24 protein-coding genes and 1 pseudogene are annotated in these 25,813 nt (G+C 37.0%); 4 read left to right on the forward strand and 21 right to left on the reverse strand.

Annotated elements, in window-relative coordinates; translation table 11 throughout:
• Nucleotides 1-7: 7 nt before the first annotated feature.
• The 9 genes from P3T75_RS07655 to fabT all read right to left on the reverse strand — a co-directional run bounded on the left by P3T75_RS07655 (nucleotide 8) and on the right by fabT (nucleotide 7,148).
• Nucleotides 8-1,372: an acetyl-CoA carboxylase biotin carboxylase subunit gene (locus P3T75_RS07655; RefSeq protein WP_282461260.1), complete on the reverse strand. Its 1,365-nt coding sequence runs from the start codon at nucleotides 1,370-1,372 to the stop codon at nucleotides 8-10.
• A gap of 8 nt (nucleotides 1,373-1,380) precedes the next feature.
• Nucleotides 1,381-1,800: a 3-hydroxyacyl-ACP dehydratase FabZ gene (gene fabZ / locus P3T75_RS07660; protein WP_282462583.1), complete on the reverse strand. Its 420-nt coding sequence runs from the start codon at nucleotides 1,798-1,800 to the stop codon at nucleotides 1,381-1,383.
• A gap of 12 nt (nucleotides 1,801-1,812) precedes the next feature.
• Nucleotides 1,813-2,307 carry an acetyl-CoA carboxylase biotin carboxyl carrier protein gene (gene accB, locus P3T75_RS07665; RefSeq protein ID WP_282461261.1) on the reverse strand — a complete coding sequence of 165 codons (495 nt, stop codon included), beginning with the start codon at nucleotides 2,305-2,307 and terminating at the stop codon, nucleotides 1,813-1,815.
• 5 nt (nucleotides 2,308-2,312) lie between these two features.
• Entirely contained in the window at nucleotides 2,313-3,548 is a 1,236-nt protein-coding gene (fabF, locus tag P3T75_RS07670; protein WP_230708510.1) for a beta-ketoacyl-ACP synthase II, read from the reverse strand.
• 47 nt (nucleotides 3,549-3,595) lie between these two features.
• Nucleotides 3,596-4,333: a 3-oxoacyl-[acyl-carrier-protein] reductase gene (fabG, locus tag P3T75_RS07675; protein ID WP_282461262.1), complete on the reverse strand. Its 738-nt coding sequence runs from the start codon at nucleotides 4,331-4,333 to the stop codon at nucleotides 3,596-3,598.
• A gap of 20 nt (nucleotides 4,334-4,353) precedes the next feature.
• Entirely contained in the window at nucleotides 4,354-5,289 is a 936-nt protein-coding gene (gene fabD, locus P3T75_RS07680) for an ACP S-malonyltransferase (protein ID WP_282461263.1), read from the reverse strand.
• Between the two features lie 159 nt (nucleotides 5,290-5,448).
• Nucleotides 5,449-5,676, reverse strand: coding sequence for an acyl carrier protein (locus tag P3T75_RS07685; protein WP_071864750.1), 228 nt, complete (start codon nucleotides 5,674-5,676; stop codon nucleotides 5,449-5,451).
• A gap of 54 nt (nucleotides 5,677-5,730) precedes the next feature.
• A complete protein-coding gene (locus P3T75_RS07690) occupies nucleotides 5,731-6,699 on the reverse strand; it encodes a beta-ketoacyl-ACP synthase III (protein ID WP_282462584.1) in 969 nt (322 codons plus the stop codon).
• An 8-nt stretch (nucleotides 6,700-6,707) separates the two neighbouring features.
• Entirely contained in the window at nucleotides 6,708-7,148 is a 441-nt protein-coding gene (gene fabT, locus P3T75_RS07695; RefSeq protein WP_016172187.1) for a fatty acid biosynthesis transcriptional regulator FabT, read from the reverse strand.
• Nucleotides 7,149-7,377: 229 nt separating this feature from the next.
• Here fabT and P3T75_RS07700 point away from each other — a divergent pair, with 229 nt between their 5' ends.
• Complete coding sequence (locus P3T75_RS07700; protein WP_206903980.1) at nucleotides 7,378-8,436, forward strand: NAD(P)H-dependent flavin oxidoreductase; 1,059 nt, start codon at nucleotides 7,378-7,380, stop codon at nucleotides 8,434-8,436.
• A 214-nt stretch (nucleotides 8,437-8,650) separates the two neighbouring features.
• Here P3T75_RS07700 and P3T75_RS07705 read toward each other — a convergent pair whose 3' ends face one another.
• From P3T75_RS07705 to P3T75_RS07730, 6 genes are all read right to left on the reverse strand, one after another.
• Nucleotides 8,651-8,881, reverse strand: coding sequence for a YkuJ family protein (locus P3T75_RS07705; protein ID WP_071864753.1), 231 nt, complete (start codon nucleotides 8,879-8,881; stop codon nucleotides 8,651-8,653).
• 100 nt (nucleotides 8,882-8,981) lie between these two features.
• On the reverse strand, nucleotides 8,982-9,845 hold the full coding sequence (locus P3T75_RS07710; RefSeq protein WP_206904194.1) for an NAD(P)-dependent oxidoreductase: 864 nt from the start codon (nucleotides 9,843-9,845) through the stop codon (nucleotides 8,982-8,984).
• 93 nt (nucleotides 9,846-9,938) lie between these two features.
• Entirely contained in the window at nucleotides 9,939-11,171 is a 1,233-nt protein-coding gene (locus P3T75_RS07715) for a glycosyltransferase family 4 protein (RefSeq protein WP_230708516.1), read from the reverse strand.
• Nucleotides 11,172-11,346: 175 nt separating this feature from the next.
• Nucleotides 11,347-11,757, reverse strand: a complete 411-nt coding sequence (locus tag P3T75_RS07720; RefSeq protein ID WP_282461264.1) for an MgtC/SapB family protein — start codon at nucleotides 11,755-11,757, stop codon at nucleotides 11,347-11,349.
• A 232-nt stretch (nucleotides 11,758-11,989) separates the two neighbouring features.
• Complete coding sequence (gene ptsP, locus P3T75_RS07725) at nucleotides 11,990-13,717, reverse strand: phosphoenolpyruvate--protein phosphotransferase (protein ID WP_282461265.1); 1,728 nt, start codon at nucleotides 13,715-13,717, stop codon at nucleotides 11,990-11,992.
• Nucleotides 13,717-13,983: a phosphocarrier protein HPr gene (locus P3T75_RS07730; protein ID WP_016172193.1), complete on the reverse strand. Its 267-nt coding sequence runs from the start codon at nucleotides 13,981-13,983 to the stop codon at nucleotides 13,717-13,719. Before P3T75_RS07730 ends, ptsP begins: the two co-directional genes overlap by 1 nt.
• A 445-nt stretch (nucleotides 13,984-14,428) precedes the next feature.
• On the opposite strand from P3T75_RS07730, the gene P3T75_RS07735 reads away from it, so the two are divergent.
• Nucleotides 14,429-16,687, forward strand: a complete 2,259-nt coding sequence (locus P3T75_RS07735) for an ATP-dependent Clp protease ATP-binding subunit (protein ID WP_282462585.1) — start codon at nucleotides 14,429-14,431, stop codon at nucleotides 16,685-16,687.
• Between the two features lie 202 nt (nucleotides 16,688-16,889).
• On the forward strand, nucleotides 16,890-17,207 hold the full coding sequence (locus P3T75_RS07740) for a DUF1827 family protein (protein WP_206903976.1): 318 nt from the start codon (nucleotides 16,890-16,892) through the stop codon (nucleotides 17,205-17,207).
• A gap of 164 nt (nucleotides 17,208-17,371) precedes the next feature.
• On the opposite strand, the gene P3T75_RS07745 is transcribed toward P3T75_RS07740, so the two are convergent.
• The 4 genes and pseudogenes from P3T75_RS07745 to P3T75_RS07760 all read right to left on the reverse strand — a co-directional run bounded on the left by P3T75_RS07745 (nucleotide 17,372) and on the right by P3T75_RS07760 (nucleotide 23,393).
• Nucleotides 17,372-18,823: a helix-turn-helix domain-containing protein gene (locus P3T75_RS07745; RefSeq protein ID WP_230708522.1), complete on the reverse strand. Its 1,452-nt coding sequence runs from the start codon at nucleotides 18,821-18,823 to the stop codon at nucleotides 17,372-17,374.
• A 214-nt stretch (nucleotides 18,824-19,037) separates the two neighbouring features.
• Nucleotides 19,038-20,618, reverse strand: a complete 1,581-nt coding sequence (locus P3T75_RS07750; protein ID WP_206903974.1) for a peptide chain release factor 3 — start codon at nucleotides 20,616-20,618, stop codon at nucleotides 19,038-19,040.
• Between the two features lie 162 nt (nucleotides 20,619-20,780).
• On the reverse strand, nucleotides 20,781-22,154 hold the full coding sequence (locus tag P3T75_RS07755) for a hemolysin family protein (RefSeq protein WP_206903973.1): 1,374 nt from the start codon (nucleotides 22,152-22,154) through the stop codon (nucleotides 20,781-20,783).
• 106 nt (nucleotides 22,155-22,260) lie between these two features.
• Nucleotides 22,261-23,393: pseudogene (locus P3T75_RS07760) on the reverse strand (AI-2E family transporter).
• 166 nt (nucleotides 23,394-23,559) lie between these two features.
• Here P3T75_RS07760 and P3T75_RS07765 point away from each other — a divergent pair.
• The gene (locus tag P3T75_RS07765; RefSeq protein WP_206903971.1) at nucleotides 23,560-24,000 is read left to right on the forward strand and encodes a GNAT family N-acetyltransferase; all 441 of its coding nucleotides are present in this window, start codon (nucleotides 23,560-23,562) and stop codon (nucleotides 23,998-24,000) included.
• A 121-nt stretch (nucleotides 24,001-24,121) separates the two neighbouring features.
• Here the strand turns inward: P3T75_RS07765 and P3T75_RS07770 are convergent, their stop codons facing one another.
• Together P3T75_RS07770 and ntdP are read right to left on the reverse strand one after the other, a co-directional pair.
• On the reverse strand, nucleotides 24,122-25,102 hold the full coding sequence (locus P3T75_RS07770) for an N-acetylmuramoyl-L-alanine amidase (RefSeq protein ID WP_282461266.1): 981 nt from the start codon (nucleotides 25,100-25,102) through the stop codon (nucleotides 24,122-24,124).
• A 101-nt stretch (nucleotides 25,103-25,203) separates the two neighbouring features.
• On the reverse strand, nucleotides 25,204-25,737 hold the full coding sequence (gene ntdP / locus P3T75_RS07775) for a nucleoside tri-diphosphate phosphatase (protein ID WP_071864770.1): 534 nt from the start codon (nucleotides 25,735-25,737) through the stop codon (nucleotides 25,204-25,206).
• Between the last annotated feature and the right edge of the window lie 76 nt (nucleotides 25,738-25,813).

Here is a 25,813-nt window from a genome sequence, read left to right on the forward strand (position 1 = left end):
ATCCCTCCTATGCTTCAGGTGTCCACTCTGGTAAAAAGACAGTTTGTAAAAAGGCAGTATCATAATCACCGGCAATCACATTCGGATGAGAAATTAAATCCATTTGAAATTCGGCGTTGGTCGTCACGCCATCTGTGACTAATTCGCCTAGTGCCCGTTGCATTTTCATTAATGCTTCAAAACGTGTTTGCCCATGAACTATAACTTTTGCAATCATGGAGTCATAATAAGGCGGGATTGTATATCCAGAATACATCCCACTTTCAACACGTAAGCCTAGTCCACCACTAGGTAAAAAGAGGTTGTGAATTGTACCTGGAGCTGGCGCAAAATTAAAAGCAGGGTTTTCTGCATTAATTCGACATTCAATGGCATGGCCACTGATCGTTATCTCACTTTGTTTTAAAGTTAATTTTTCACCAGCGGCAATTTCCAATTGTTTTTTTACAAGATCAATCCCCGTAATCATTTCAGTAATTGGGTGTTCGACTTGAATTCGGGTATTCATTTCCATGAAATAAAAAGAACCACTCTCATCCATTAAAAATTCAATTGTACCTGCATTACGATAGTTAACCGCTTTTGCAGCCCGTACAGCCGCTGCCCCTAATTCTGAGCGTTTTTGCTTGGAAATCACAACAGACGGTGCCTCTTCCAAAACCTTTTGATTATTACGTTGCAACGAGCAATCTCGCTCACCTAAATGAATAATATTGCCATAATCATCACCTAAAATCTGAACTTCGATATGACGAGCTGGGTAGACAATTTTTTCCAAATACATAGCATCATTACCAAAAGCTGCTTTTGCTTCTTGTTGGGCGGATTTAAAATGTTGCGGTAATTCCTCTTGTGTCATCACTTTGCGAATACCTTTACCACCACCACCTGCAGCTGCTTTTAACATTACTGGATAACCAATTTCATCAGCCAATGCCAATGCCTCAACAACAGTATCTAATGCACCTTCACTGCCTGGAATAACCGGAACGTCTGCTTTTATCATTAGTTGTCGTGCATTAATTTTGTTTCCCATGGCATCAATCGTCTCACTTTTAGGTCCAATAAAAGTAATGTTGCATTCTTCACACATTTCAGCAAAGCGACTGTTTTCAGATAAAAAGCCAAAGCCCGGATGAATCGCTTCTGCTTTTGTGACAATTGCAGCACTTAAAATTTGTTGAACATTCAAATAAGAATCACTGGCCTTGGCAGGACCGATACAGATTGCCTCATCTGCCATTTCGGCATGGAGTGCATTTTTATCTGCTTCAGAGTATACAGCAACCGTTTGAATTCCTAGTTCACGACACGCCCGAATAACGCGTACCGCAATTTCACCACGATTTGCAATTAAAACTTTTGAAAACATACATTCACCTATCCAATCATAAAGGTTAATTCTGCTTCAGCAGCTTTTTTTCCATCAACATAAGCGATACCTTTGCCGATTCCAGCTGAAGATTTAACTTTTAAGATTTCAACTTCCAACATTAATGTATCTCCAGGTACGACTTTACGACGGAATTTCGCCTTATCAATCCCACCAAAATAAGCTGTTTTTCCTTTAAAGTCTGGTAAAGAAAGTAATGCCACCGCACCTGCTTGGGCCAAGGCTTCAATAATTAATACCCCTGGCATAACCGGCTCTTGCGGAAAATGGCCTTGAAAGAAAGGCTCATTTACGGTCACATTTTTCTTAGCAACAACTTTTTTACCTTCTTCTAATTCTTCTATTCTATCAATTAATAAAAAAGGATAACGATGGGGAATAATTGCTTTAATCTCTTCAATTGTCATCACTGACATGATTTAACCTTCTTTCACAACAAACAATGGCTGATTGAATTCCACCACTTGTTCATTTTCCACTAAAATTTGAACGATTTCGCCAGTAATGTCACTGACGATCTCATTCATGACTTTCATCGCTTCAATAATGCAAAGAACTTCGCCTTTTTCCACTTTATCACCAACTTTTTTGAAAGCTGGCTGATCTGGACCGCTTTGTAAGTAGCAGACACCTACTAATGGAGAGACAATTTCTGTACCTGTTACTTTAATATCTTCTGAAGGTGCTAGTGGTGTAATAGCGGCAGCATCTAAAGACTCATTGTCCAAACCAAAATTTGCTGCTGGTGGCGTTGTGCCTGGTGATTTAATTTCTTGTGGGGCAGAAGTATTCTGACTTCGCACTTGTTGATTTTTATTAAAGTACAATTCAAAGTTATTATCTTTTAAATCAAATTCCGTCAATGTAGAATGATCAAATTGTGTTAATAAGTCCTTAATTTCATTGATATTCACGTAAACTACGCCTCCCAACGTTTTAGACAAATCACAGCATTGTGACCGCCAAAACCTAATGAGTTACTCATAGCATATTTTAATTCTGCCTCTTTTGCTTGATTGGTAACAACATTTAAATCAATTGCAGGATCTTGCTTTGTGACATTAATGGTTGGCGGCACAAATTGATGTTGTAATGCCAAAATTGAAGCAATTGCCTCTACACCACCAGCAGCACCTAATAAGTGGCCGGTCATAGATTTCGTACTGCTAACATACGTATCTTTGTATCCTTCACCTAAGCCATATTGAATGGCCTTAGCTTCGGCTACATCATTAGCAGGAGTACTAGTTCCATGGGCATTAATATAATCTACGTCCTTTGGTGTAATACCTGCTTCTTGCATTGCCAATTTCATCGCCTTGCCAGCGCCAGAGCCATCGGGATTTGGCGCAGTCATATGATAAGCATCACAATTTGCACCATAGCCAACGATTTCAGCTAAAATATTTGCACCCCGTGCTTGTGCGTGTTCTAATGATTCTACAACAACGACACCTCCGCCTTCACCCATAACAAAACCACTACGATTTTCATCAAATGGGACAGAAGCTTTATCTGGATTACTTTCATTAGTTAGAGCGGTTAAAGCTGCAAAACCAGAGATACCAATTTCATTAATGGATGCCTCAGCACCACCGGCTAAAATAACATCTGCATAGCCGTGTTTAATATTACGAAAAGCTTCGCCAATTGAATGGGTACCAGAAGCACAAGCTGTTACAGTACTGGTACAAATACCTTTGGCACCAACTTTTAAGGCGATATTCCCTGCGACCATATTAACGATCGACATTGGTACAAACATTGGTGAAACACGTTTTGGACCTTTGTCATGCATACGAATAACTTGATCTTGAATTGTCTGTAGACCCCCAATACCAGAGCTTACCATCACACCAAAACGATCAACATCCATTTGTTTTGTGTCTAAACCAGACATTGCCACAGCTTCTAAAGCTGCATAAATTCCAAATAATGAAAATTTATCCATTCTTTTGGCGTCTTTTTTGATGAAATATTTATCAAATGGAAAGTCTTTTACTTCCGCTGCGACTGTAATGCCAGTCTGGCTTGCATCAAATTGCGTGATTTCACCAATCCCATTTTTTCCTTCTTTTAAACTATCTAAAAATGTTTGGGCATCGTTACCAATTGGCGAAGCGACACCGTAACCTGTAATGACTACGCGATTCATATTGTCCTCCTTGTTAAATCTGTTTTTCTTCAAACAAACAGCCACATCTAGCCATGCATCACTAAACCACCGTCAACATTAATAACTTGACCAGTGATATACGGACTTTTAGCTAGAAAAACTGCTGTTTGGGCAATATCTGCTACTGTACCAAATTTTTGCATTGGAATATTTTGTGTCACTTGTTCTTTGACTTTATCAGAAAGAACTTCTGTCATATCAGTGGCAATAAAACCTGGTGCAATTGCATTGCAGCTAATTCCTCTAGGTGCTACTTCTCTTGCCACCGATTTGGTAAACCCAACCATCCCTGCTTTACTGGCAGCGTAATTTGCTTGACCCGCATTGCCGATTAAACCTGAGACCGAAGACATGTTAATAATTGCACCACAACGTTTTTTCAACATTTTTTTCATAACCAATTGCGTCATATTGAAAGTTCCGCTTAAGTTAATTTTCATAACGCTCTCAAAATCTTCTGGTGTCATGCGTAATAACAGCTTATCATTGGTAATCCCTGCATTATTGATTAAGATATCAACGTTTCCTAATTGTTCTTCAACCTCTGCTAATAAATTCTTAGCTGTTGTATAGTCGCTGATATCACCAGCAACGCCCATACAAAAAACACCATGATCTTTGATTGTGTCAATTAGTTCTTGTGGAACCGGGCGTCGCCCATTCAAAATAATATTTGCACCTTCTTGACTAAAGGCTTCTGCAATTGCCCAACCAATTCCTCTGGTACTACCTGTAATTAAGACATTTTTTCCTTTAAGCTCCATCTCTTCCTCCAAAAAGGCGACTATTCGTCCGCCAAGAATGCAATTGTTTCATTTAATGTTTTGCTATCTTCTACTCGTGTTGTTGCAATTGTTTTATCTATTTTCTTTAAGAAACCACTCAACACTTTTCCCGGTCCAATTTCCACCATTTGAGTAATCCCTAATTTTTTTAATGTATCTACACTTTCATAAAAATGAACAGGTGACATTACTTGTTGCTCTAAAAGTGATTTAATTTCACTTTGTGGCATCACTTGTGCTGTTGTGTTACTGATAACAGGGACTGTCATTGGCGCAAAATTAATTTTTGCCAATTCTACTGCTAATTGCTCAGCCGCCGGTTTTAATAATGCAGTATGAAAAGGACCGCTAACATTTAATGGAATCAAACGTTTAGAACCAGCTTCCATTAATAATTCACATGCTTTATCCACAGCAGCTACTTCACCACCAATCACGATTTGTTGTGGTGTATTGTAGTTTGCCGGTGAAACAATGCCAATATCGCTGGCTTTTTGGCAACATTGTTCGATGATTTCACTTTGTGTATTCATAACTGCTACCATTTTGCCACTGCCAGCCGGGGCGGCGTTAGTCATAAAGTGACCACGTTTTGCAACTAAAGCTACTGCTGTTTTAAAATCAATTGCACCACTTGCAACTAAAGCAGAGTACTCTCCTAAGCTCAAACCACAAACTGCATCTGCTGTAAAACCTTTTGCTGACAAGAGACGCCAAAATGCGATGCTAACTGTCAAAATTGCCGGTTGCGTATATTCAGTTTGATTTAATTTATCCACTTGATCTTCATCAAAGCACAATGACGCCATATCGTACCCTAACGCTTCGCTTGCTTGGTCAAAAGTTTCCGCTACGATTTTCTCATTAGCATATAACTCTTTTCCCATGCCAGTATATTGCGCTCCTTGACCACTAAATAAAAAAGCTGTTTTCATTCATTATCCTCCGTCTTTTCATTTCAAGTCGTCATCTTAAAACAGTTTATTTTACAGTTTTCTAAGCTTTCAATTTCATTTGATTAGCTTTTCTTATAATGAAAGAAAAAATTTCTTTCATTATAAGAAAAGCCAGACTACCGCCCAGCTTAAGAGTAATTATTCAGCTTTTTGTGCTTCAACATATTTTACAAGATCAGCAACAGTTGCGATGCCTTCTTCAGTTTCAATTTTCACATCGAATTCGTCTTCGATTTCATTAATAATTTGGAATAAATCCAAGCTATCAGCTTCTAAATCTTCTTGAATGTTTGTTGTTAATTGAATTTCATCTTTTTCTTTACCTAATTCTTCTGCTACGATTTCTTGAATTTTTTCAAATACCATGTGTATTTCCTCCAATTAAATGAATTATTTTTAAGTTTATATTGCAAACAGGTTTTACAGTGTCACTTGTATAACTCCCCAAGTTAAACCACCACCAAAGCCTGAAAACACCAATTTTTGTGTGCCATCCAGACGAATAATTCCATCTGTTACAGCTTCGTCTAAAAGAAGTGGGATACTTGCTCCAGACGTATTACCATACTTGTCCATATTTTGTAAAAAGCGTTCCCGTGGGACTTTTAGTTTTCTTGCCACTTTGTCTAAAATACGGGAATTTGCTTGATGTAGTAGATAAAAGTCAATTTCATCTTTATCTTCGGCTACTAAATTATCAATTGCCTTTACAACATCACGCGTTGCAAAATCAAAAATCTCCCGACCTTCCATTTGCAAATAAGGTGAAACTTGTCCTTTTTCAGCGACAAACGGGCTACCATTTTGTACATAACCTGAGGTCAGTGCTGCACCTCTAGTGCCATCGGCTTGTAATTTTTCTTTATTAATCATTGGGAGCATGCTTGTTTCAAGTAAAACACCGGCAGCACCATCGCCAAACAAAACAGCAGTTGTGCGGTCTTGCCAATCTATACTTTTTGAAAGAACTTCGCCGCCAATGACCAGACCCTTTTGCGCCGTTGTTTGCAGTAGCTTTTCGGCCAATGATAAGGCGTAGACAAAACCTGAACACGCAGCTGATAAATCAAAGGCTAGTGCATTACGTGCGGCGATTGCCCCTTGCACTATGCATGCAACAGAAGGCGTCGCATAATCAGGTGTCATCGTTGCGACAATAATGAAATCCAATTCATCAGCAGCAACTTTACTTTTGGCTAATAATTTTTCAGCAACACCGATACATAAATCAGAAGTGTTCTCACTTGTAGCAATGCGGCGTTCTAAAATACCAGTTCGACTTTTAATCCACTCGTCTGAAGTATCCATAATTTTAGCCAAGTCATCATTTTTAATGATTTGTGGCGGAACAAAGCTAGCCGTAGCTGTAATTTTTCCGTATTTTCTCATCTTCACACTCACTTATACTCTTGTAAAAAATCATGGAGATTTTTTAAAGCTTTTAACAAAGTTGCTTCCTCATCACTATCCATGCCAGTTAGGACACGTTTAATCATTTGACGATGAAAATATTGATGAACTCGGAATAATAACTTGCCTTTTTTTGTCAAACCGAGTTTGACAACCCGTCGATCATCTTCACTACGAATACGTTCAACGTAGCCTTTTTTAACTAACCGGTTGATGGCGGTCGTTAATGTCCCCACCGTGATGGAAAGTTCTTTTGCTACTTCTGAAGTAGTCTTTTTTTTATACATGCCAATAGCTTCGATCGTGTGCATTTCAGTAATACTCAAATCGTTGAATTGGGATTTTTGCAGCTCCGATTCTTCGATTGTTAAAATATCATTGAAGACGCTGACGAGATAGTCATTGACTGTTTCAAGATCTTTATCCACACTTTCACCATCCAAATTAGTTTGATTATCAAATCATTTGACTATCAAAATATATTATATACTTTTTGAAAATGCAATACTTTTTTACAAATTTTTCTATTTTCTAAACTAACAGTTAACAATTTCTGAGTTTATTGCCGATATTCTAAAATTTGATTGACAAGGTTCTATGCGGAAGCTAATATTTAATTTAGTTTGAAAATCAAAGTATTTTATTAAGGAGACGACTATGAAATTAACACCCGTTACAATTGGTGACCTTACTTTAGAAGTTCCAATTATTCAAGGAGGAATGGGTATTGGTGTCAGCCTTTCTCGTTTAGCCGGCAGTGTAGCAAAGAATGGCGGAATGGGCATTATTTCTTGTGCTCAGATTGGATTTAACGACCCTCTTTTTGAACGGGCCCCTTTTAAAGCCAATATGAAAGCTATCAAAGATCAATACGAAATGGCAAAGACCATTGCAGGAAACGGTATCGTGGGATTTAATATCATGTGCGCAACTTTTAAATATGAAAAATATGTACAACGTTGCGTAGAAGTCGGTGCCGATGTGATTATTTCTGGCGCTGGTCTACCGATTCACTTACCAGAATTAGTGGCAGGTTCAAAAACTAAAATCGCCCCTATTGTTTCCTCTGAAAAGGCAGCGAAAGTACTCTTACGCACTTGGGCAAAACGTTATACGCGTACTGCCGATTTTTTAGTTATTGAAGGGCCAGAAGCAGGTGGTCACTTAGGGTTTAAGTACGACGGTATAGAAAACGCTATTGCGAACATGGATGAAGAAGTCAAAAAAATCATTGCTGTTGCAAAAGAATATGGCGAAAAATTTCAATGTGAAATTCCCGTCTTTTTTGCTGGTGGCGTCTATGATCGCGCTGATATAGACCATTACCTTGAACTTGGTTGCGCCGGTGTCCAAATGGCAACCCGGTTTGTAGTAACAGAAGAATGTGATGCCCCTAGCGATTACAAACAACGCTATTTAAATGCAAAAAAAGAAGATGTTAAAATCATTAAAAGTCCTGTTGGCATGCCCGGTAGAGCTATAGAAAATAAATTTACCGAAACGATTAAAACAAAACAAATCCCGATTGCAAAATGCCGTAGTTGTCTGTCATATGATCATTGCGATCGTAAGACAATTCCTTATTGTATTACAGAAATGCTATTAAATAGTGTCACTGAAAACCCTGATTGCGGATTGGTTTTTGCTGGCAGTAATGTTTTTAAGGTTAATGAAATGACGACTGTTCCAGCTTTAATGAAAGAATTAAGCGAATAAAACTGTAACAAAAAAGCTAAAGGAATCCTTCAGTCCTGAGCTATAAAACCAAAATTTGCGAAAAATAGCTTTTCATTTTCGTAAATTTAAGCTTTGACCAAAGGGTTGAACCATGCTAAAGCAGTCAGATCAGTGTTTTTATTTGTGAAAAACTTATACTTTTTGCCGTCAAAAAAACACGAGAGAAAATTCCTCTCGTGTTTTTTTATGCCGATTATTGAATTAAATCATAGATTTCCATTGCCACGATATCAATATTGTCGAATTGATAGTGTTGTTGGGTATCTGTTTCAGTCAATTCAAATGTTTCAGTTGATTTATCGTAAGTCACGGTACATTTTTCAACGCCTTCTTTTTCAAAGCGGCGGACTTGAATTTCATTATCGGTTGCTTCAGTCATTGCTTCTAGCCGTCTGATAATGGCAACTAATTGTGAACTTGTCATGGGGAAAGCCTCCTTTTTCTCAACTTCTGTTATATTGTATCAAAAGCGATAGCAGCTTGCATTGATTTTTACAAAAAAATCATATTTTTTTGTAAAAACCTTAGTTTCCCCACCATAGTTTAATTAAAGCTTGAGTACCATCATTTTCATAACCTTTTTCAGCTAACAATTCGTATAACCGTGTCGCTTCTTTTGTCGCAGGTAAATCAATCTTCATTTTTTCAGCTTCATTTAGTGCAATCTTCAAATCTTTAATGAAATGTTTTACAAAAAAGCCAGGTGTATAGTCTTCTTTTAAAATACGCGGTGCATAGTTTGTTAGTGACCAATTGGCGGCACTACCCCCACCTACTGTTTCAATAACTTTTGGCAAATCCAATCCTGCTGCTTTACCATAAACCAGCATCTCTGTCATACCCGTCATTGTGCCAGCAATCATGATTTGATTGGCCATTTTTGTGTGTTGGCCTTTACCAGGACCACCATGTAGTGCATAGGTTTTACCAATTGCTTTAAAAAGCGGAAGCACTTTTTCATAAGCTTCCTTAGTTCCACCTACCATAATGGTCAGGGTTGCATTTTTAGCACCCAGATCACCACCAGAAACAGGTGCATCTAGCGCTTGCGCACCTTTTTGTACAGCTGTTTTGGCAATTTCTTCTGCTAAAGAAGGTGTGCTTGTTGTCATATCAACTAAAATTTTCCCTTTTACATCCGCTGAAAAAATACCATTTTCGCCATAGTAAATTTCTTTTACATCATTAGGATAGCCCACAATTGAAAATACTACATCAGCACTTTGCGTAACTGCTTCTGGCGTATCTTTCCAAATGGCACCTTTTTCAACAATCTTATCTGCTTTACTTTTTGTTCGATTATAGACATACGCTTCATTGCCTGCATCCATTAAATGCGATACCATGGAATGCCCCATGACACCGATACCGATAAAACCAATTTTCATTTTTACCATCCTCTCTACGTATTAAACACGTAAAAAAATCACAACTTTAGTATAAGCTAAAGTTGTGATTTTTTCTTGCAATATGTCTACAAATTAATTGGAGGTACGTTTAAAGGAATATAATTTCACTTTGATTTTTTTCATCGCTGGTTCCGTTTCTTTTTCTAAAGATAAATTAGCATAATAAGCAATCATATCATGATAAAAATCTAACATCGCCTCACCAAAATGCGTTGCGGAAATTTCATACAGTTTAGCTGAAAGTTTTTTAGAATCTACTTGTAATCCTTTATTGATATATTGGACCAAAGCAGCTGCAAAATCATCATCAGTCGCAAACGTGACGCCAAAAGATGGATCATCAATTAAATTGTTTAAATAGTCATTTCCCTCAACCACTAACGGTGTTCCTGCTGCCATTGCTTCTGTGTAAGTAAGACCTTGTGTCTCTGAAGTAGAAGCACTAACAAAATAATCCGCAGCATGATAATAAAGCGCTACTTCATCGTTAGGGACTTCACCGACAAAATGAACACAATCACTTAAAGACAGGCTTGCCACCAACTCTTTTAAGTCTTCCATGTAAGGACCTTTCCCAACGATTACTAAACGAGCCTGTGGTAATTTTTCTACAATAGCAGGAAGTCCATGAACAATTGCTTGAATATTTTTTTCATAAGAGATACGACTTAAAGACAATAACATGATTTCATCATCCAAAATACCTAAGTCTTGCCGTAATTCTTTTTTCATAGCCTCTGTTATATCGGGGCGTTCAAATTTCTCTAATTCGATCCCAGTTGGAATTACCCGCATCGGCGAAGTAACCCCATACCCTCTTAAAGTATCAATCACACGCTCACTAGGGCACACTACTCCGGTTGTATGATTGGCAAATAAACGAGAAAAATATTTCACATGAGACTGTCGAACCACTTTTCCCTTGGCAATATAATGTAAATAGTCTTCATACATTGTATGATACGTATGAATGACTGGTATTTTCAATTTCTTGCCGACCATTTTTCCTAAAAGACCCGCCCCGAATTCAGTATGGGTATGAATTAAGTCTAATTCTAGCTCTTTGGCAATTAAATACGCATACCACATCCCTCTCACAACGATACGGCGATCTTTAAACGAGACAAAAGGAACACTTGGCATTCGAATAATATCTTCTTCAATACCAACTGCATTAGGATCTGTTGTAGTAAAAATATAGACTTCATGCCCCTTTTTTTCCAACTCGGTCTTCAATGTTTTAATTGACGTTGCAACCCCGCTTACTTGCGGGAAATAGGTATCTGTAAAAAACCCGATTTTCACAGTCTTTCCTCCAAACTATTTCGCTGTAACTAATACAGTTAACCAACAACTTTTTTATAGTGTATCATAGCTCTTATATACTTAAATCAAACTATAGTCTTATTTCATCTTATATTTTAGCGTTTGTGTGACTAAAATAGCAATAAAAAAACGTGCAAGTGACAAACTCGTTAGACTATTCAACAATCTGAATCATTAAAATATCTGAATTATCCGAAAGCTCAGACACTAAATCTTCTTCGTCTACATCCTTTGGCACTGTCAATGTGAACATAATTAAATATTTACGATTTGACTTTGGGTTTTCCCGCGTGATTTTAAGTTCAGATTTTTCCACGATTACTTTATTTTTAGCCAAATAATTTTTAATAAAAGCCACGGTCTGATCACCATGGGCGATTTCAACTTGTAGACGTCTTACTTTTGGTAACGGTACCAAATATGAAATCAATGCCAGCGCTATCATAATAGAACAAAAGCCAGTGAGAGAAATGAGATAAAATCCCATTCCCAAAGCAATTCCAATTGATGCGACTGCCCAAACAGAGGCTGCTGTTGTCAGCCCTTTGACTGTTTGTTTTGTCATAATAATTGTTCCCGCCCATTACAATTGCCAAAGACAATCTAGCAATTATCTCGAATGTTGTCAGATCATACTCATGCATTTCGCCAACTCCTAACCCTTTTCTTTAGCATAGCATATTAGAAAACGCTTTTCTTTTTTGACGCTGTCAAAAATTAAATTTGTAAGTTATCAGCTATGTATTATTATGTACGACAAAAAAACCTCAGAGAAAATCTCTGAGGTTAAAAACTTTTTATTTAACAGCTTCTTCTACTAATTCAATGACTTCTTCCATTGTATCGCAATCATTTAATGCTTTATCAGCAAGAACTTTCATATCTTCAGTAGACAAACGTTTCATTAAGCTACGTGTTTTAAGGATTGATGTTGCGCTCATTGAGAATTCATCCAAGCCCATTCCCATCAAAATTGGCACAGCAGTTTGGTCACCGGCCATTTCACCACACATACCTGCCCATTTACCTTCAGCATGAGCTGAATCAATTACGTTTTTAATCAAACGTAAAATAGATGGGTTATATGGTTGGTAAAGATAAGACACGCGTTCGTTCATACGGTCTGCTGCCATTGTGTATTGGATCAAATCATTCGTACCAATACTGAAGAAGTCAACTTCTTTGGCAAACTTGTCAGCTAAGACAGCCGCCGCTGGAATTTCAATCATAATACCGACTTGGATTGTATCAGATACTGTTACACCTTCGTCGATTAATTTTTGACGTTCTTCATCATACATTTTTTTAGCCGCTCTAAATTCTTTCAAAGTTGCTACCATTGGGAACATAATACGTAAGTTACCAAAAGCAGAAGCACGTAACAATGCCCGTAACTGTGTACGGAACATGTCATCTCCTAATTCTGACAAGCTAATACGCAATGCGCGGTAACCTAAGAAAGGATTCATTTCATGCGGTAAAGTCAAGTAAGGTAATTCCTTGTCACCACCGATATCCATGGTACGAACAACGACAGGTTTTTCACCCATACCTTCTAAAACTGCTTTATAAGCTTCAAATTGATCTTCTTCAGTTGGAAAATCAGGAGAATCCATATAAAGAAATTCAGTTCTATATAAACCGATTGCTTCAGCGCCATTATTGTGAACACCTTCTAAATCTTTTGGTGTTCCAATATTAGCAGCCAATTCAAAGTGTTTACCGTCAGCTGTGACAGTATCTGCTTCTTTTAGTTTTTCCCATTCAGCTTTTTGGGCAGCAAAATCTGCACCAGCTTTTTGGAATTGTGCTTTTTGTTCTTCAGTTGGATCAATGATGACATCCCCAATGATACCATTAACAGCTAGAATGTCCCCTGCTTTTACTTTGGCAGTAATTTCTTTTGTCCCAACAATTGCTGGGATTTCAAGAGAACGTGCCATGATTGCAGAGTGAGAAGTCCGTCCGCCGATGTCAGTAACAAAGGCTTTAACGAATTTGCGATCTAATTGTGCAGTATCACTTGGTGTTAAGTCGTGGGCAACCACAACAACTTCTTCATTAATCATTGAAGGGTTTGGTAAAGTAACCCCTAACAAATGTGCTAAGACACGTTTGGCAACGTCACGGATATCAGCTGCGCGTTCTTGCATGTAAGCATTGTCGTCCATTGCTTCAAACATGCCAATATACATGTCGGTAACTTCTTTCAATGCTGATTCAGCATTGACTTTGTTATCTTTCACGTTTTGTTTAATTTGACCGATCATTTCAGGATCTGAAAGAACCATTAAATGAGCGTCAAATACTTGAGCTTCTGCTTCGCCCAAACTTTGCGCTGCTTTTTCCCGAATTTGTTGTAGTTCTTCGGTAGATTTTGCTAAAGCATCGTCTATTCTTTTTTCCTCTGCTTCAGTATCTTCTACAGAAATTTTGTTAAAGGATAAATCCGGTTGAACTAGCAGGTAAGCTTTTGCAACGGCAACTCCGTCACTTGCGGCGATCCCTTTTAGCATTTCAACCATTATTCAGATAATCCTTCTTTCTTCATTGTTTCAACGATTGCTGCCATTGCGTCAGCTTCGTCAGCACCTTCAGCAGTGATTGTTACATCAGAACCTTGGCCAACACCAAGAGACATAACGCCCATGATAGATTTAAGATTTACAGATTTACCTTTGTACTCTAAGTTAATGTCAGAGTTAAATTTGCTAGCAGTTTGTACTAATAATGTAGCTGGACGTGCGTGAATCCCAGTTTCTGCTACTACGTGAAAATCTTTTTTTTCCATATTAATCGGTCTCCTTTGTGAAACAAGTTTTTTGTGAGGGTTTTCTTTTTTAACAGTCCAAATAAACCATCAAAAAAGGCCCTTTCAACTGTTAAGATTACCATTTTTTTTTCAATCGTACAACCGTTTTCTCTCATAATAGAACAAAAGATATCTAGTCCAATTAGTAGAATAATTTCTATTCCAATCTTTTTGAGGCAAGTTATTGGGCATTTATACTAAAAAAATATTTAATCCAGCAACAAAATGAAAAAAAGTCACTGATTTTCAAATCAGACAAATTACTTGCACCAATAAATAAATTTAGTATAATACAGTTATGGTCAATAAAGGTCAAAGATAACTTTGACTAGACCTCGCTTTTTAGGTGTATCTTTTTACTGATTAAAAAAAGCGCGTTACAATAATAAATGTAAGTAAATCCATGAAAGGTCGTGAATTATTTATGCTTTGTCAAAACTGTGGCAAAAATGAAGCAACCATTCATTTATACGCAAATGTAAATGGCCAAAGAAAGCAACTGGACTACTGTCAAAGCTGCTACCAAAAACTAAAAAATCAAACTGGTAGTCAAACAAGTATGATGGCCCAAGATCCATTTGGCTTTGGAAGTCTTGACGATTTATTCCGTCAAATGTCGCAACAAATGCAACCAAGAAATGCTGGTGAACAAACGCCCCCTACGCAATTTGGTGGTGGCAATAACTTTAACGGCGGACAACCTCCTCGCCAAAACCAAGGAGCTAACGGTCTTTTAGGTGAATATGGCATCAACATCACTGAACAAGCCCGTAATGGTGATATCGATCCAGTTGTCGGTCGTGACGAAGAAATTAAACGTGTTATTGAAATTTTAAATCGTCGAACAAAAAATAACCCTGTTTTAATCGGGGAACCCGGTGTGGGTAAAACGGCTGTCGTTGAAGGCTTGGCTCAAAAGATCGTCGACGGCGATGTTCCACAAAAACTTCTTGATAAAGAAGTTATCCGTTTAGACGTAGCCTCTCTAGTTCAAGGAACAGGTATAAGAGGGCAATTTGAAGAACGGATGCAAAAGTTAATCGATGAAATTAAACAAGCTGAAAATGTTATCTTGTTCATTGATGAAGTACACGAAATTGTTGGTGCCGGTGCGGCTGGTGATGGCAATATGGACGCAGGCAATATCTTGAAACCAGCTTTAGCTCGAGGAGAATTGCAAATGGTTGGTGCTACTACTTTAAACGAGTACCGCATCATTGAAAAAGACGCTGCTTTAGAACGTCGGATGCAACCAGTTCGAGTAGATGAACCTTCCGTTGAAGAAACCATCGCAATTTTGAAAGGTTTGCAACCACGTTATGAAGATTATCACCATGTAAAATATACCGATGATGCAATCAAAGCGGCGGCTATCCTTTCAAATCGTTATATCCAAGATCGCTTTTTACCTGATAAAGCAATTGATTTATTAGATGAATCAGGTTCCAAGAAAAACTTAACGATTCAATTAGTTGATCCAAAAGCCATTGAGAAAAAGCTGGCGGATGCCGAAGCACAAAAACAACAAGCTTCTAAGGAAGAAGATTTTGAAAAAGCAGCGTATTATCGCGATCAAATCAATAAATTAGAAGAAATGAAAAATAAACAAATCAGCGATGAAGAAACACCTACCATCTCTGAAAAAGATATGGAACAAATTGTTGAAGAACGTACGGGTATTCCCGTTGGCGAATTAAAAGAAAAAGAACAAACACAATTGAAAAATCTCGGCCATGATTTAAAAGAACATGTTATTGGTCAAGATGAAGCAATTGATAAAGTTGCTAAGGCTATCCGCCGTAATCGTGTTGGTTTGGGCAAGAAAAATCGTCCAATCGGCTCTTTTCTATTCGTTGGACCAACTGGTGTTGGTAAAACTGAATTAGCAAAACAATTAGCTTATGAAATGTTTGGTTCTGAAGATTCTATGATTCGTTTTGATATGTCTGAGTACATGGAAAAACATAGTGTGGCTAAATTAATCGGTTCTCCTCCAGGCTATGTTGGCTATGAAGAAGCTGGTCAATTAACAGAAAAAGTTCGTCGTAATCCTTACAGCTTGATTTTGTTAGATGAAATCGAAAAAGCCCATCCAGATGTTTTGCACATGTTCTTGCAAATTTTAGACGATGGACGTCTAACCGATGCCCAAGGGCGAACAGTTAGCTTCAAAGATACATTGATTATTATGACAAGTAATGCCGGCACAGGTAATGTCGAAGCCAGCGTTGGTTTTGGCGCAACCAGAGAAGGCGTGACACGTTCTGTCTTAAATCAATTAAACAATTACTTCTCACCTGAATTTTTGAACCGTTTTGACGGTATTATCGAATTCAAAGCTTTAACTAAAGACAATTTACTTCACATTGTCGACTTAATGTTAAATGAAGTAAACGATATGCTGGCTGTACAACACTTACACATCACTGTACCAAAAGATGTAGAAGAAAAATTAGTCGACTTGGGGTATAACCCTGCAATGGGTGCTCGCCCATTACGTCGTACTATTCAAGATCAAATTGAAGATGGCATTGCCGAATACTTCTTAGATCATCCAACAGTTAAAGAACTCACTGCCCACTTAACCAAAGACGGTAAAATTGAAGTTACCGCCTTACAGGTTAATGAGACAAAAGATTCAAAAGAAGATTTAAGTAATCAAGACAAAACAAAAGAAGAATAATTAAATTAACAAAAGCAGAGGTCTAACTTTTAATAAAAGTTAGACCTCTGCTTTTAGCTCATATACAAAAAAATAGTTTAGAAAACTACCAAAATTAACAAATTTTGTTTGATTTTTCAAGTGTAATCACTTTGCTAAATAAGTCCGGAACCGTATAATAATAATTGAGTTAGTTCAAACTTGCCTTGAAGGAGTGAACCAGATGAAATTAATCAACGTTACCAATAGCCATTCGCGTTTGGTACGCAATCAGTTAGAAAATACGGACGCCGAATTGGTGAAAGTTTATACGGCGGGCAATTCGACCATCGTTTATACAGTTGCCCCGCATCATAACGAAATTTTGCTGATTAATAAAAAGCGCAACCTTAACGAACGTGAAATTAATGAAGTAAAAGAATACTTTTTGAAAAAAATGCCCTCTGGCAGTTATGAGCCTGATACAATTACCCAAATTGAGCTACCAGGTCTTGTAGAAATTTCAATTAAAACAAACCAACTAAGTAACAATGCATCATAAAAAAATCTGGGATAAAAAGCCACGTTGCCTTTTTATCCCAGATTTTTTTATATAGCTGACCCATAACTCGTTAAGAGCCTCTCTAAAGTTTTTCAGTAATTCTGAATTTTCCAACATCCCTTTTTACCTAAGTTTTAGACAGGGCAGATCTTTACGGGTTAGCTTTAACCAATATTCAAATGAACTTTTTGATCTTTTTGTCTTTCTTTAAAAATATGAAATAGAAAATCATCTGTTGCATCAAAAGAATCTTCACCTTCAACAATCCAGTAATTTGAGTTCTCTAACGGAACGAGCGAGTTAGAACATGTAATTACTGCGTCGTATTTTTCTTTAGATGCGGTATTCATTAAAGAATATTCGACAAATGGCAAGTCCTCGATACGATTAATCAAAGAATATAATAAGAAGTGGTTAGGAAAGCCAATAATTCCTACTTTAATCTTTTCTGTCTTCTCACTGCGTTCAACTTGTGGCAAGCTGACTAAAGTTAAAAGATTAATTAAATCAGCGCTTTCCTCTGCTTCTATTGCACTGGCAATATGTCCATGTAAAATTTCATAATTGGGATGTTGAATTTTCAAGCTTTCCAAAATGAAATCTAGATTTTTCGGTGCTTTACCGTCAAATAATTCTTGGCGTAGAAAAATCGTTTGATAATTTAGCAGAATTAATTCCTGCTTGCTACGGGAAAAGCTTTGGAAATAGGGCAGCATTTTATCAAAAAAGACTTTTGCCTTTTCCTTTGAAGTTGTCAGGTTCTTATAATTTTTCCGTACAAAAGACAGACGGGGATCATCTTCTGAAAAATACTGTGGCCAATAAAAAATCATATAAGACACAAAATTAGCTTCTCTTTCTTGGTATGTTTCAGCTACACCACTTTGCGCTAGCTTTTGTTTAAAGCGGCCATTAATTGTTGTTGGATAGAAATAATGGTTAATCTCTGGTTCGTCGACATAATAGCCTAGTTGAGTCCGTAACAAACTAATCGCTTGATAGACCGTAAATTCCCGTTGTTCTACGTATTTTAGAAAAGCTAAGTCATCTTCATCAAACAACGCATTCAAATCAACATTTAGAATTTCAAAATGCTGGAATAATTCTGTGCCAAAATCCACCATCCACAAAAAATTGAAGTACATAATTCGTACCAGCGCTTCTCGTCCAGTCACTTCCATTTGTAGACAATTTAATCGAATTCCTTTATCTTTTAAATAAGCAACTAAGGGTTTTAGTCGCCGCATTAAAGAAGATTGACTTAAATTTGTTTGTTGCCCAAAATCTTTTAAATCCATTTCCGGTTGAAGCAAGGTAGCCACTAAGACGCGATAAGGTACACTACTTTGAAAAAGAAACTGTTGATAGCTGTGAAATTTGGGTAAATTCCCATCGATTTGTACTTTTTCTTTTTCTGTAAACAACACATATCCAGTTTCTAAGTCTTTTAAATCTTGATTCATTTGGTTTAGCAGATTAGCTGTTTTAATATGAGAAAAACCAGTGTATTTTTCAAAATAATGAATTGGGTATAAACCGCGATCAAGTTCTAGCATGTGCTTAAAGAGCATCAATTTATTTTGAGCTGGATCGTCTAACAAAATATTTTCTAACATCTTACTTCCCCTTTTGAGTTTATACTTCATAATAGCACAAAGGAATAATCTTTGGCTAGGCGATTATATTTCAAAAAAAAATTCTCAATTTCAATTGATTACTAGCATAATTTTTGGGTTTTATTTACAAATAAACTTATTGCTTTAGATGAAAATATTGTTATTAAATAAATAGACACCCTACTTTTTTAAGTAAGGTGTCTATTTTTATCACTTACATCAAGCTCTTTAATTCCACATCCGGATACTTATCAGCAAACCAGCGCATCGCAAATTGATTTTCAAATAAGAATAAAGGTTGATCAAAACGGTCACGAGCCAAAATATTTCTACTAGAGCTCATTTTTTCATCAAGTTGGGCAGGATCGATCCAGCGAGCGATCTTATGTCCCATCGGTGTCATAACAACTTCGGCATTGTATTCGTTTTTCATCCGATATTGGAAAACTTCAAATTGCAATTGGCCCACCGCACCAATGACATATTCGTCAGTTAAATAAGTACGGTACATTTGAATAGCGCCTTCTTGCACCAATTGTTGAATGCCTTTATGAAATGATTTTTGTTTCATCACATTTTTGGCTTGTACTTTCATAAATAGCTCTGGCGTAAATGATGGCAACTCTTCATACGCAACTTTTAATTTTCCTTCATAAAGCGTATCGCCAATTTGATAATTACCAGTATCATAAACCCCGATAATATCGCCAGCAACAGCTTCTTGGATATTTTCTCTAGCATCTGCCATAAATTGAGTAACATTGCTTAATTTCATTTTTTTACCAGTACGTTCTAAGGTGATGTCCATCCCGCGAACAAAGGTTCCTGAACAAATTCTAACGAATGCAATCCGGTCACGGTGAGCTGGATTCATATTCGCTTGAATTTTGAAGACAAAACCGGAAAATTCTGGCTCATATGGACTGACTTCATCTCCTTCTTCGGTTTTATGGGCATAAGGAGATGGCGCAAATTCTAAAAATGTTTCTAAGAAAGTTTGAACACCAAAATTAGTTAAAGCTGAACCGAAGAAGACAGGAGTTTGTTTGCCACTGGCGATTTTTTTGCGATCAAAGCTATCGCCGGCTTCTTTAACTAATTCAACTTCTTCTAAGACTTGGTCATACTGACCACTGCCACGAAAAGGGTGGTCTGCTGGAATTTCGCCTTCTTCATCTAGAGGAATTAAACGTTTTCCACCGTAATTTTCTGGTCGATACAATTCAATCCGCTCATTATAAATATCGTATAAACCTTCTAAACCTTTTCCCATCCCAATTGGCCAGTTCATTGGAAATGATTCAATTTGTAATAAATCTTCTAATTCTTCTAGTAATTCCAGTGGTTCACGGCCATCACGGTCTAATTTGTTAATAAAAGTGAAGATCGGGATTCCTCGTTTTTTTACCACTTGAAATAATTTTTTGGTTTGTGCTTCAATCCCTTTGGCACTATCAATAACCATAACAGCACTATCCACCGCCATCAATGTCCGATACGTATCCTCAGAGAAATCTTCATGTCCGGGTGTGTCTAAGATGTTCACACGTTTATCATCGTAATCAAACTGCATCACAGAACTTGTAACGGAAATCCCCCGTTGTTTTTCAATTTCCATCCAGTCAGATTTGGCAAAATTACCTGTTTTTTTTCCTTTAACAGTCCCTGCTTGGCGAATGGCACCACCAAAAAGTAATAATTGTTCGGTAATTGTTGTTTTCCCCGCATCCGGGTGGGAAATAATTGCAAACGTGCGTCGGCTATCGACTTCTTTTCGTAAATTTGGGTTATCCATTGTGTTCTCCTTTATTTCGTAAAATTAAAAATGGCAGTAGCCATTAACTTGTATTTTGGCTTAGGGTAATAGTAAACAACTATGCTAGTATAGCATGGAATGAAAATTTCATAAACGATAAAAAAGTGATGTGCCAAAATTTCAGCACATCACCTCCACTTTTTAACGTCTTGGCTCGTCATCTTCAAACTCTTTACGAAAATGACGTCTTTCTTCCTCTGGTTGAACTTCAATTTCCGGGTCGCGGAAAATAACGCGGATTTTCAACACACGTGAACCTTCCATCTCTTCAGAAATCAGAGTCAAGTTGTCCACTTCAAAAGAAAGTTTCTCACCTTCATCTGGAATAGTTCCCAAAGCTGTGATTAGGTATCCAGCCATTGTATCCACATCACTCATATGCAAGTCCGTGTCAAAGGCTTCGTTAAACTCATCAATTAGCATGCGACCTTGAATAATATATTCATGATCATTTACTTGTTCATATAGTTTTTCTACTTCATCGGTTTCATCGTCAATTTCACCTACGATTTCTTCCAACAAGTCTTCTAATGTCACAACCCCTACCATACCACCATACTCATCTAAAAGAATCGCCATTTGGTTACGGGTCTTTTTCAATTCATATAATAAGTCGTCAATAAAAACTGTTTCTGGTACAAATAAAGGCTCTTGTAAAATCTTATGCATATCAATATTTTCAAAGCCAAATTGATAAGCCGCTTTCAAAAGATTCTTAGTATGCAAGACACCAATTACTTTGTCCTTATCTTCATCATAGACTGGAATACGGGAATAATTTTCTGATAACACGTCAGTGACAATTTCAGCGATTGGATCATTAATGTCTACCATAAAAGCGTCTGTTCTAGGTACCATGACTTCGCGCGCCACTTTTGTATCTAGTGAAAAGACCCCTTGTAACATTTCCAATTCGTCTTCTTCTAAAACACCTTCTGTTTCCAACATATAACGCATTTCATCGCGGGTCATTTTTGAGTCTTCATCATCAAAATCCATCGGCGTAATTTTTGCCAATAGACTGGTTGACGCCGATAATAACCACACAAAAGGTTTTGCGATTGTGCCAATGACACGGATAACACCAGAAGTAAAAGTCGCAACTTCTTCTGATTTATTTAAGGCAATTCGCTTAGGGTATAATTCCCCAAAAACGATGGACACATAAGTTAAAATCGCTAAAACGATAATATTGGCAATACTTTTAGCGGCAGCTCCACCACCTAAAACAGGTGCCAGACGGCTAGATAGCGTGTCAGCTAAGGATGCCCCTGATAAAATATTTACTAACGTAATCCCCACTTGGATGGTGGATAAAAAGTTAGTTGGGTTTTCCAATATTTTGAGTAATTTTTGCGACTTGACATTGCCTTCTTCAGCTTTTTGTTCCACCCGGTTTTTGTTAATTGACACAACGGCAATTTCTGAAGCAGCCAAAAAGGCATTAATCAGCGTTAAAACAATTAATAATAAAAACTGGGCGATCAGCGACTGACTCTCGGGGTCAGAATTCATAATTTCTTTCTCTCCTTATATTTTCATGTTTAAATAGAAAAAAAGCGTGGCAAATGCCACGCTAAAATCGTATCACAAAGGTAAATTCTTTGCAATAAAAACAATACTACTCCGTTTGTTGTATCTCATCTTTTACTAATTCATCCTCATGGATTTTTTTATCTTCTTTCACTAACTTCACAATAAAGGTGACTAAAACCCGGCACACAGCGTAAAATGGCACCCCTAAGAAAATCCCTAATAACCCTGCAATGTTTCCGGCTACTAATAAAACTAAAATAATCGTCAAAGGATGAATGGACAATGTTTTTCCAATTACGTTAGGATAAATAATATTTCCATCTAATTGTTGTACAATTAAGACGACAACACAACACAGCAATGCTTTTAGTGGTGAATCAAAAACAGTCACTAAAACAGCTGGCATCAGCCCTAAATAAGGACCCAAGTAAGGAATTAAGTTGGTGACCCCTGCAATCACACCAAATAAGAAGGCGTAATCCACCCCGATGACCAAATACCCGATAAAAGTAAATGTAGCAACAAAAACACATTCAATGGCTTGTCCGCTAATATATTTCGATAAGGTATAATTTAACTTTCCTAAGAGATCCACAATTTGCTGGCGCCGATTAACGGGAAAGAAACGTTGAATATTTGGCACCAAACGATTTCCGTCTTTTAACATGTAAAATAAAATAAAGGGCGCAGTTACAATAATCATTGTGGCATTTGCGACTTGACCAACAATTGAACCGATACTATTGGAAAGGCTACTTAAAAAGCGTTGAATAATCGTACCATAGGAAATGTCCAATTTATCAAATTGCGCTTGCAGATCGATTTGTTTGAAAAACGGACTACGTGCCATTTCTCTGATCCAGTCCTCCACACTTGCAATAAATGAAGGGATACTTTCAGCCAACGAAGTAATTTGGCTGACAAGACTTGGAATAACGCTACCGATAATTAAGACCAACGCACCGATTAAAAGAATAAAAACTAAAATAATTCCATAAATTCGTTTTAGTTTGACTCTTTTTCCAATAAGTTCACAATTGGGTTTAATAAATAATACAAAAACCCCGCAATTAGAACTGGTGCAAAAAGGGTTGAGAAAAAAGTTCCAATTGGTTTAAAAATAAAATCAATTTTGGTTGAAACAAAAATCAAGGTAGCCAAAATTAGTAATTCTAATGACCAAAACATGATTTTTGAATTTTTTAGTTTTTCTAACAAATTATCACTCCTTCAGCTAAACAAAACAGTTTACAATTTCGTCATTCTGTTTTAATTTTAGTTGTTACTAATCTTATCAAAAAATAACTGACTTGCAAACTTAAAACAAGGGTATTTGCAATTATTTTTGCAAGAATTGGAAAAATATTGAAAGAAGGCGATTTTTTTGCGTATCCTCCAAACTAGAGATACTATGAGTGAGATTTATTTAGCTGCGGTGAAAATCCGTAACCAAGTTTTTGTAAAAGAACAAAAAGTTCCTTTATCCATTGAAATTGATGGTAACGAAGCCTATGCAATCCATTTTGTCTTATATGATGACCAAAAAAAACCACTGGCAACCGTCCGTCTTTTGCCACTAGATGATACTACAGTAAAAGTACAACGCATGGCTGTGCTAAAAGAATATCGGGGTAAAGGTTTAGGAAAAATTTTGTTACAAGGGGCAGAAGATTTTGCAAAAGAACATGATTTTAAAGAAATTACTTTAGGCTCACAGTGGCAAGCACGCGCTTTTTACCAAGAAATGGGTTTTAAGGCGACCGGGGAACCTTTTACAGAAGCAGGCATTAAACACGTCACCATGATAAAAAAATTAGCAGACTAAAATCTAGTTTATTTAATCAAGTTGATCTTGCAAAAATTTAATACGACAAGCTTGCATATAGACTAAAAAGCCCAAAGAAACAGTAGTTGTTAAAACAGTTACTATTTCTTTGGGCTTTTGTTTATTGGTTCAAATTCAGTTCATTACCGTAAGTCTGAATACCAGCTACAATCCCTGTAGCTACTTTGTCTTGAAAGTCTGCTTGCTTGATTAGTGCTAAATCACTGTCGCTGTTTAAATAGCCCAATTCTAATAATAGACTGGGACGATTAGACTGGCGTAACACAAAGTAATTGCCCAGCCTAATGCCGTTATTATTCAAGGCTAAATTTTTTTGAAGCGCTGTATTAATACTCGTTGCGGCAAATTTATCATCTTGATAGTAATAGTAGGTCGTTTGTCCATTCATGCCGTTATCATAGTCGTATTTGTCATAATGAATACTGATAAATAGATCCGCACTTTCTGCCATTGATTTTTTGGTAATATCTTCCAACGCCAAATAGTTGTCTTGGGTCCGGGTATACGCAACGCTAACACCGATTTTTTCTAAAGCCGCACCAATTTTTTTTACGGTCTGAAGTGTTAATTCTTTTTCAGTAAGTGTACCATCGTCACTTTCTGCACCAGTGTCAATTCCACCATGACCGGCATCCAAGACCACTTTAAATTGCGTTAATGTCGGTTTCACTTTACGTGTACTGGTCATAATTTGGGTGTTTTCTTTTTTTAACCATCCGATTTTTCCGTCATTGCTATTGATTTTAATCCAATCATTTTGACTTGCTAAATATACGCCCCATTCTCCGCGGTACAAATTAACTAAAGTCGCACTTTTTGCGTTGGGGGACTCTTTTAAGGCAACATAGTCATTTGCCGTTTCAGCGGTGGTACTGTATAACGCCGGATCAACATAAACTTGCACTTTTTTTGTGCTTACGGTTAACGGGTTAGAATCTACAATCGTAACAAAAGACTCTTGTTCTTTTTTCTTCACTGTTGGCTGTGCTTCACTTTTTATATTATATTGTCCAATTAGAGCTCCAGCGCTGATTATGGCGATTACTAAAATGATGATTGTAAACTTAATTTTTCGTTTCATCTATTATCCAACCTGTGATTTATTTGATATCTTTATTGTACCTTAATTTACTTAAATGAGCCTAAAAAAACTATCCCACACAAAAATGCAGGATAGTTTTTTTATTTTCGTGACAATTGCTTGTAGCGGTCATACCAAATATCGATATAGCCTTCTGAAAAAGGACCTTTACCATTATTAATCCAATCCACTAATATTTTGACGTTTTCTTTTAAAATATAATCAACGTCTTTGGGATAATGCATGAGTTTACTATGTTGCTCATATTCATCCACATCTAGTAGCCGCTTTTCACCATCAGGAAAAACCTTGATATCAAGATCATAATCAATATACTTCAAGGCCTCCTCATCTAATAAATAAGGTGAAGCTAGATTACAATAATAAGAGACACCTTTTTCGCGAATCATGGCAATGACGTTGAACCAACACTTCTTATGAAAATAAACGATTGCAGGTTCTCTAGTCACCCATCGTCTACCGTCAGACTCTGTCACCAATGTATGGTCATTTACGCCAATCATCGAATATTCGCTGGTTTTTAAAACCATTGTATCTCGCCACGTACGGTGCAAATTGCCATCATGTTTATAACTTTGGATTGTTACAAACTCGCCTTCTTTTGGAATTTGCATACTCTAACCTTCCCTTTTAACCGTGATGGTATGTTGGGTATGTTTTACACCGACATCGTAATTATTATAGCAATAA

The organism is Enterococcus montenegrensis, from assembly GCF_029983095.1.
Taxonomy (GTDB): Bacteria; Bacillota; Bacilli; order Lactobacillales; family Enterococcaceae; genus Enterococcus_C; species Enterococcus_C montenegrensis.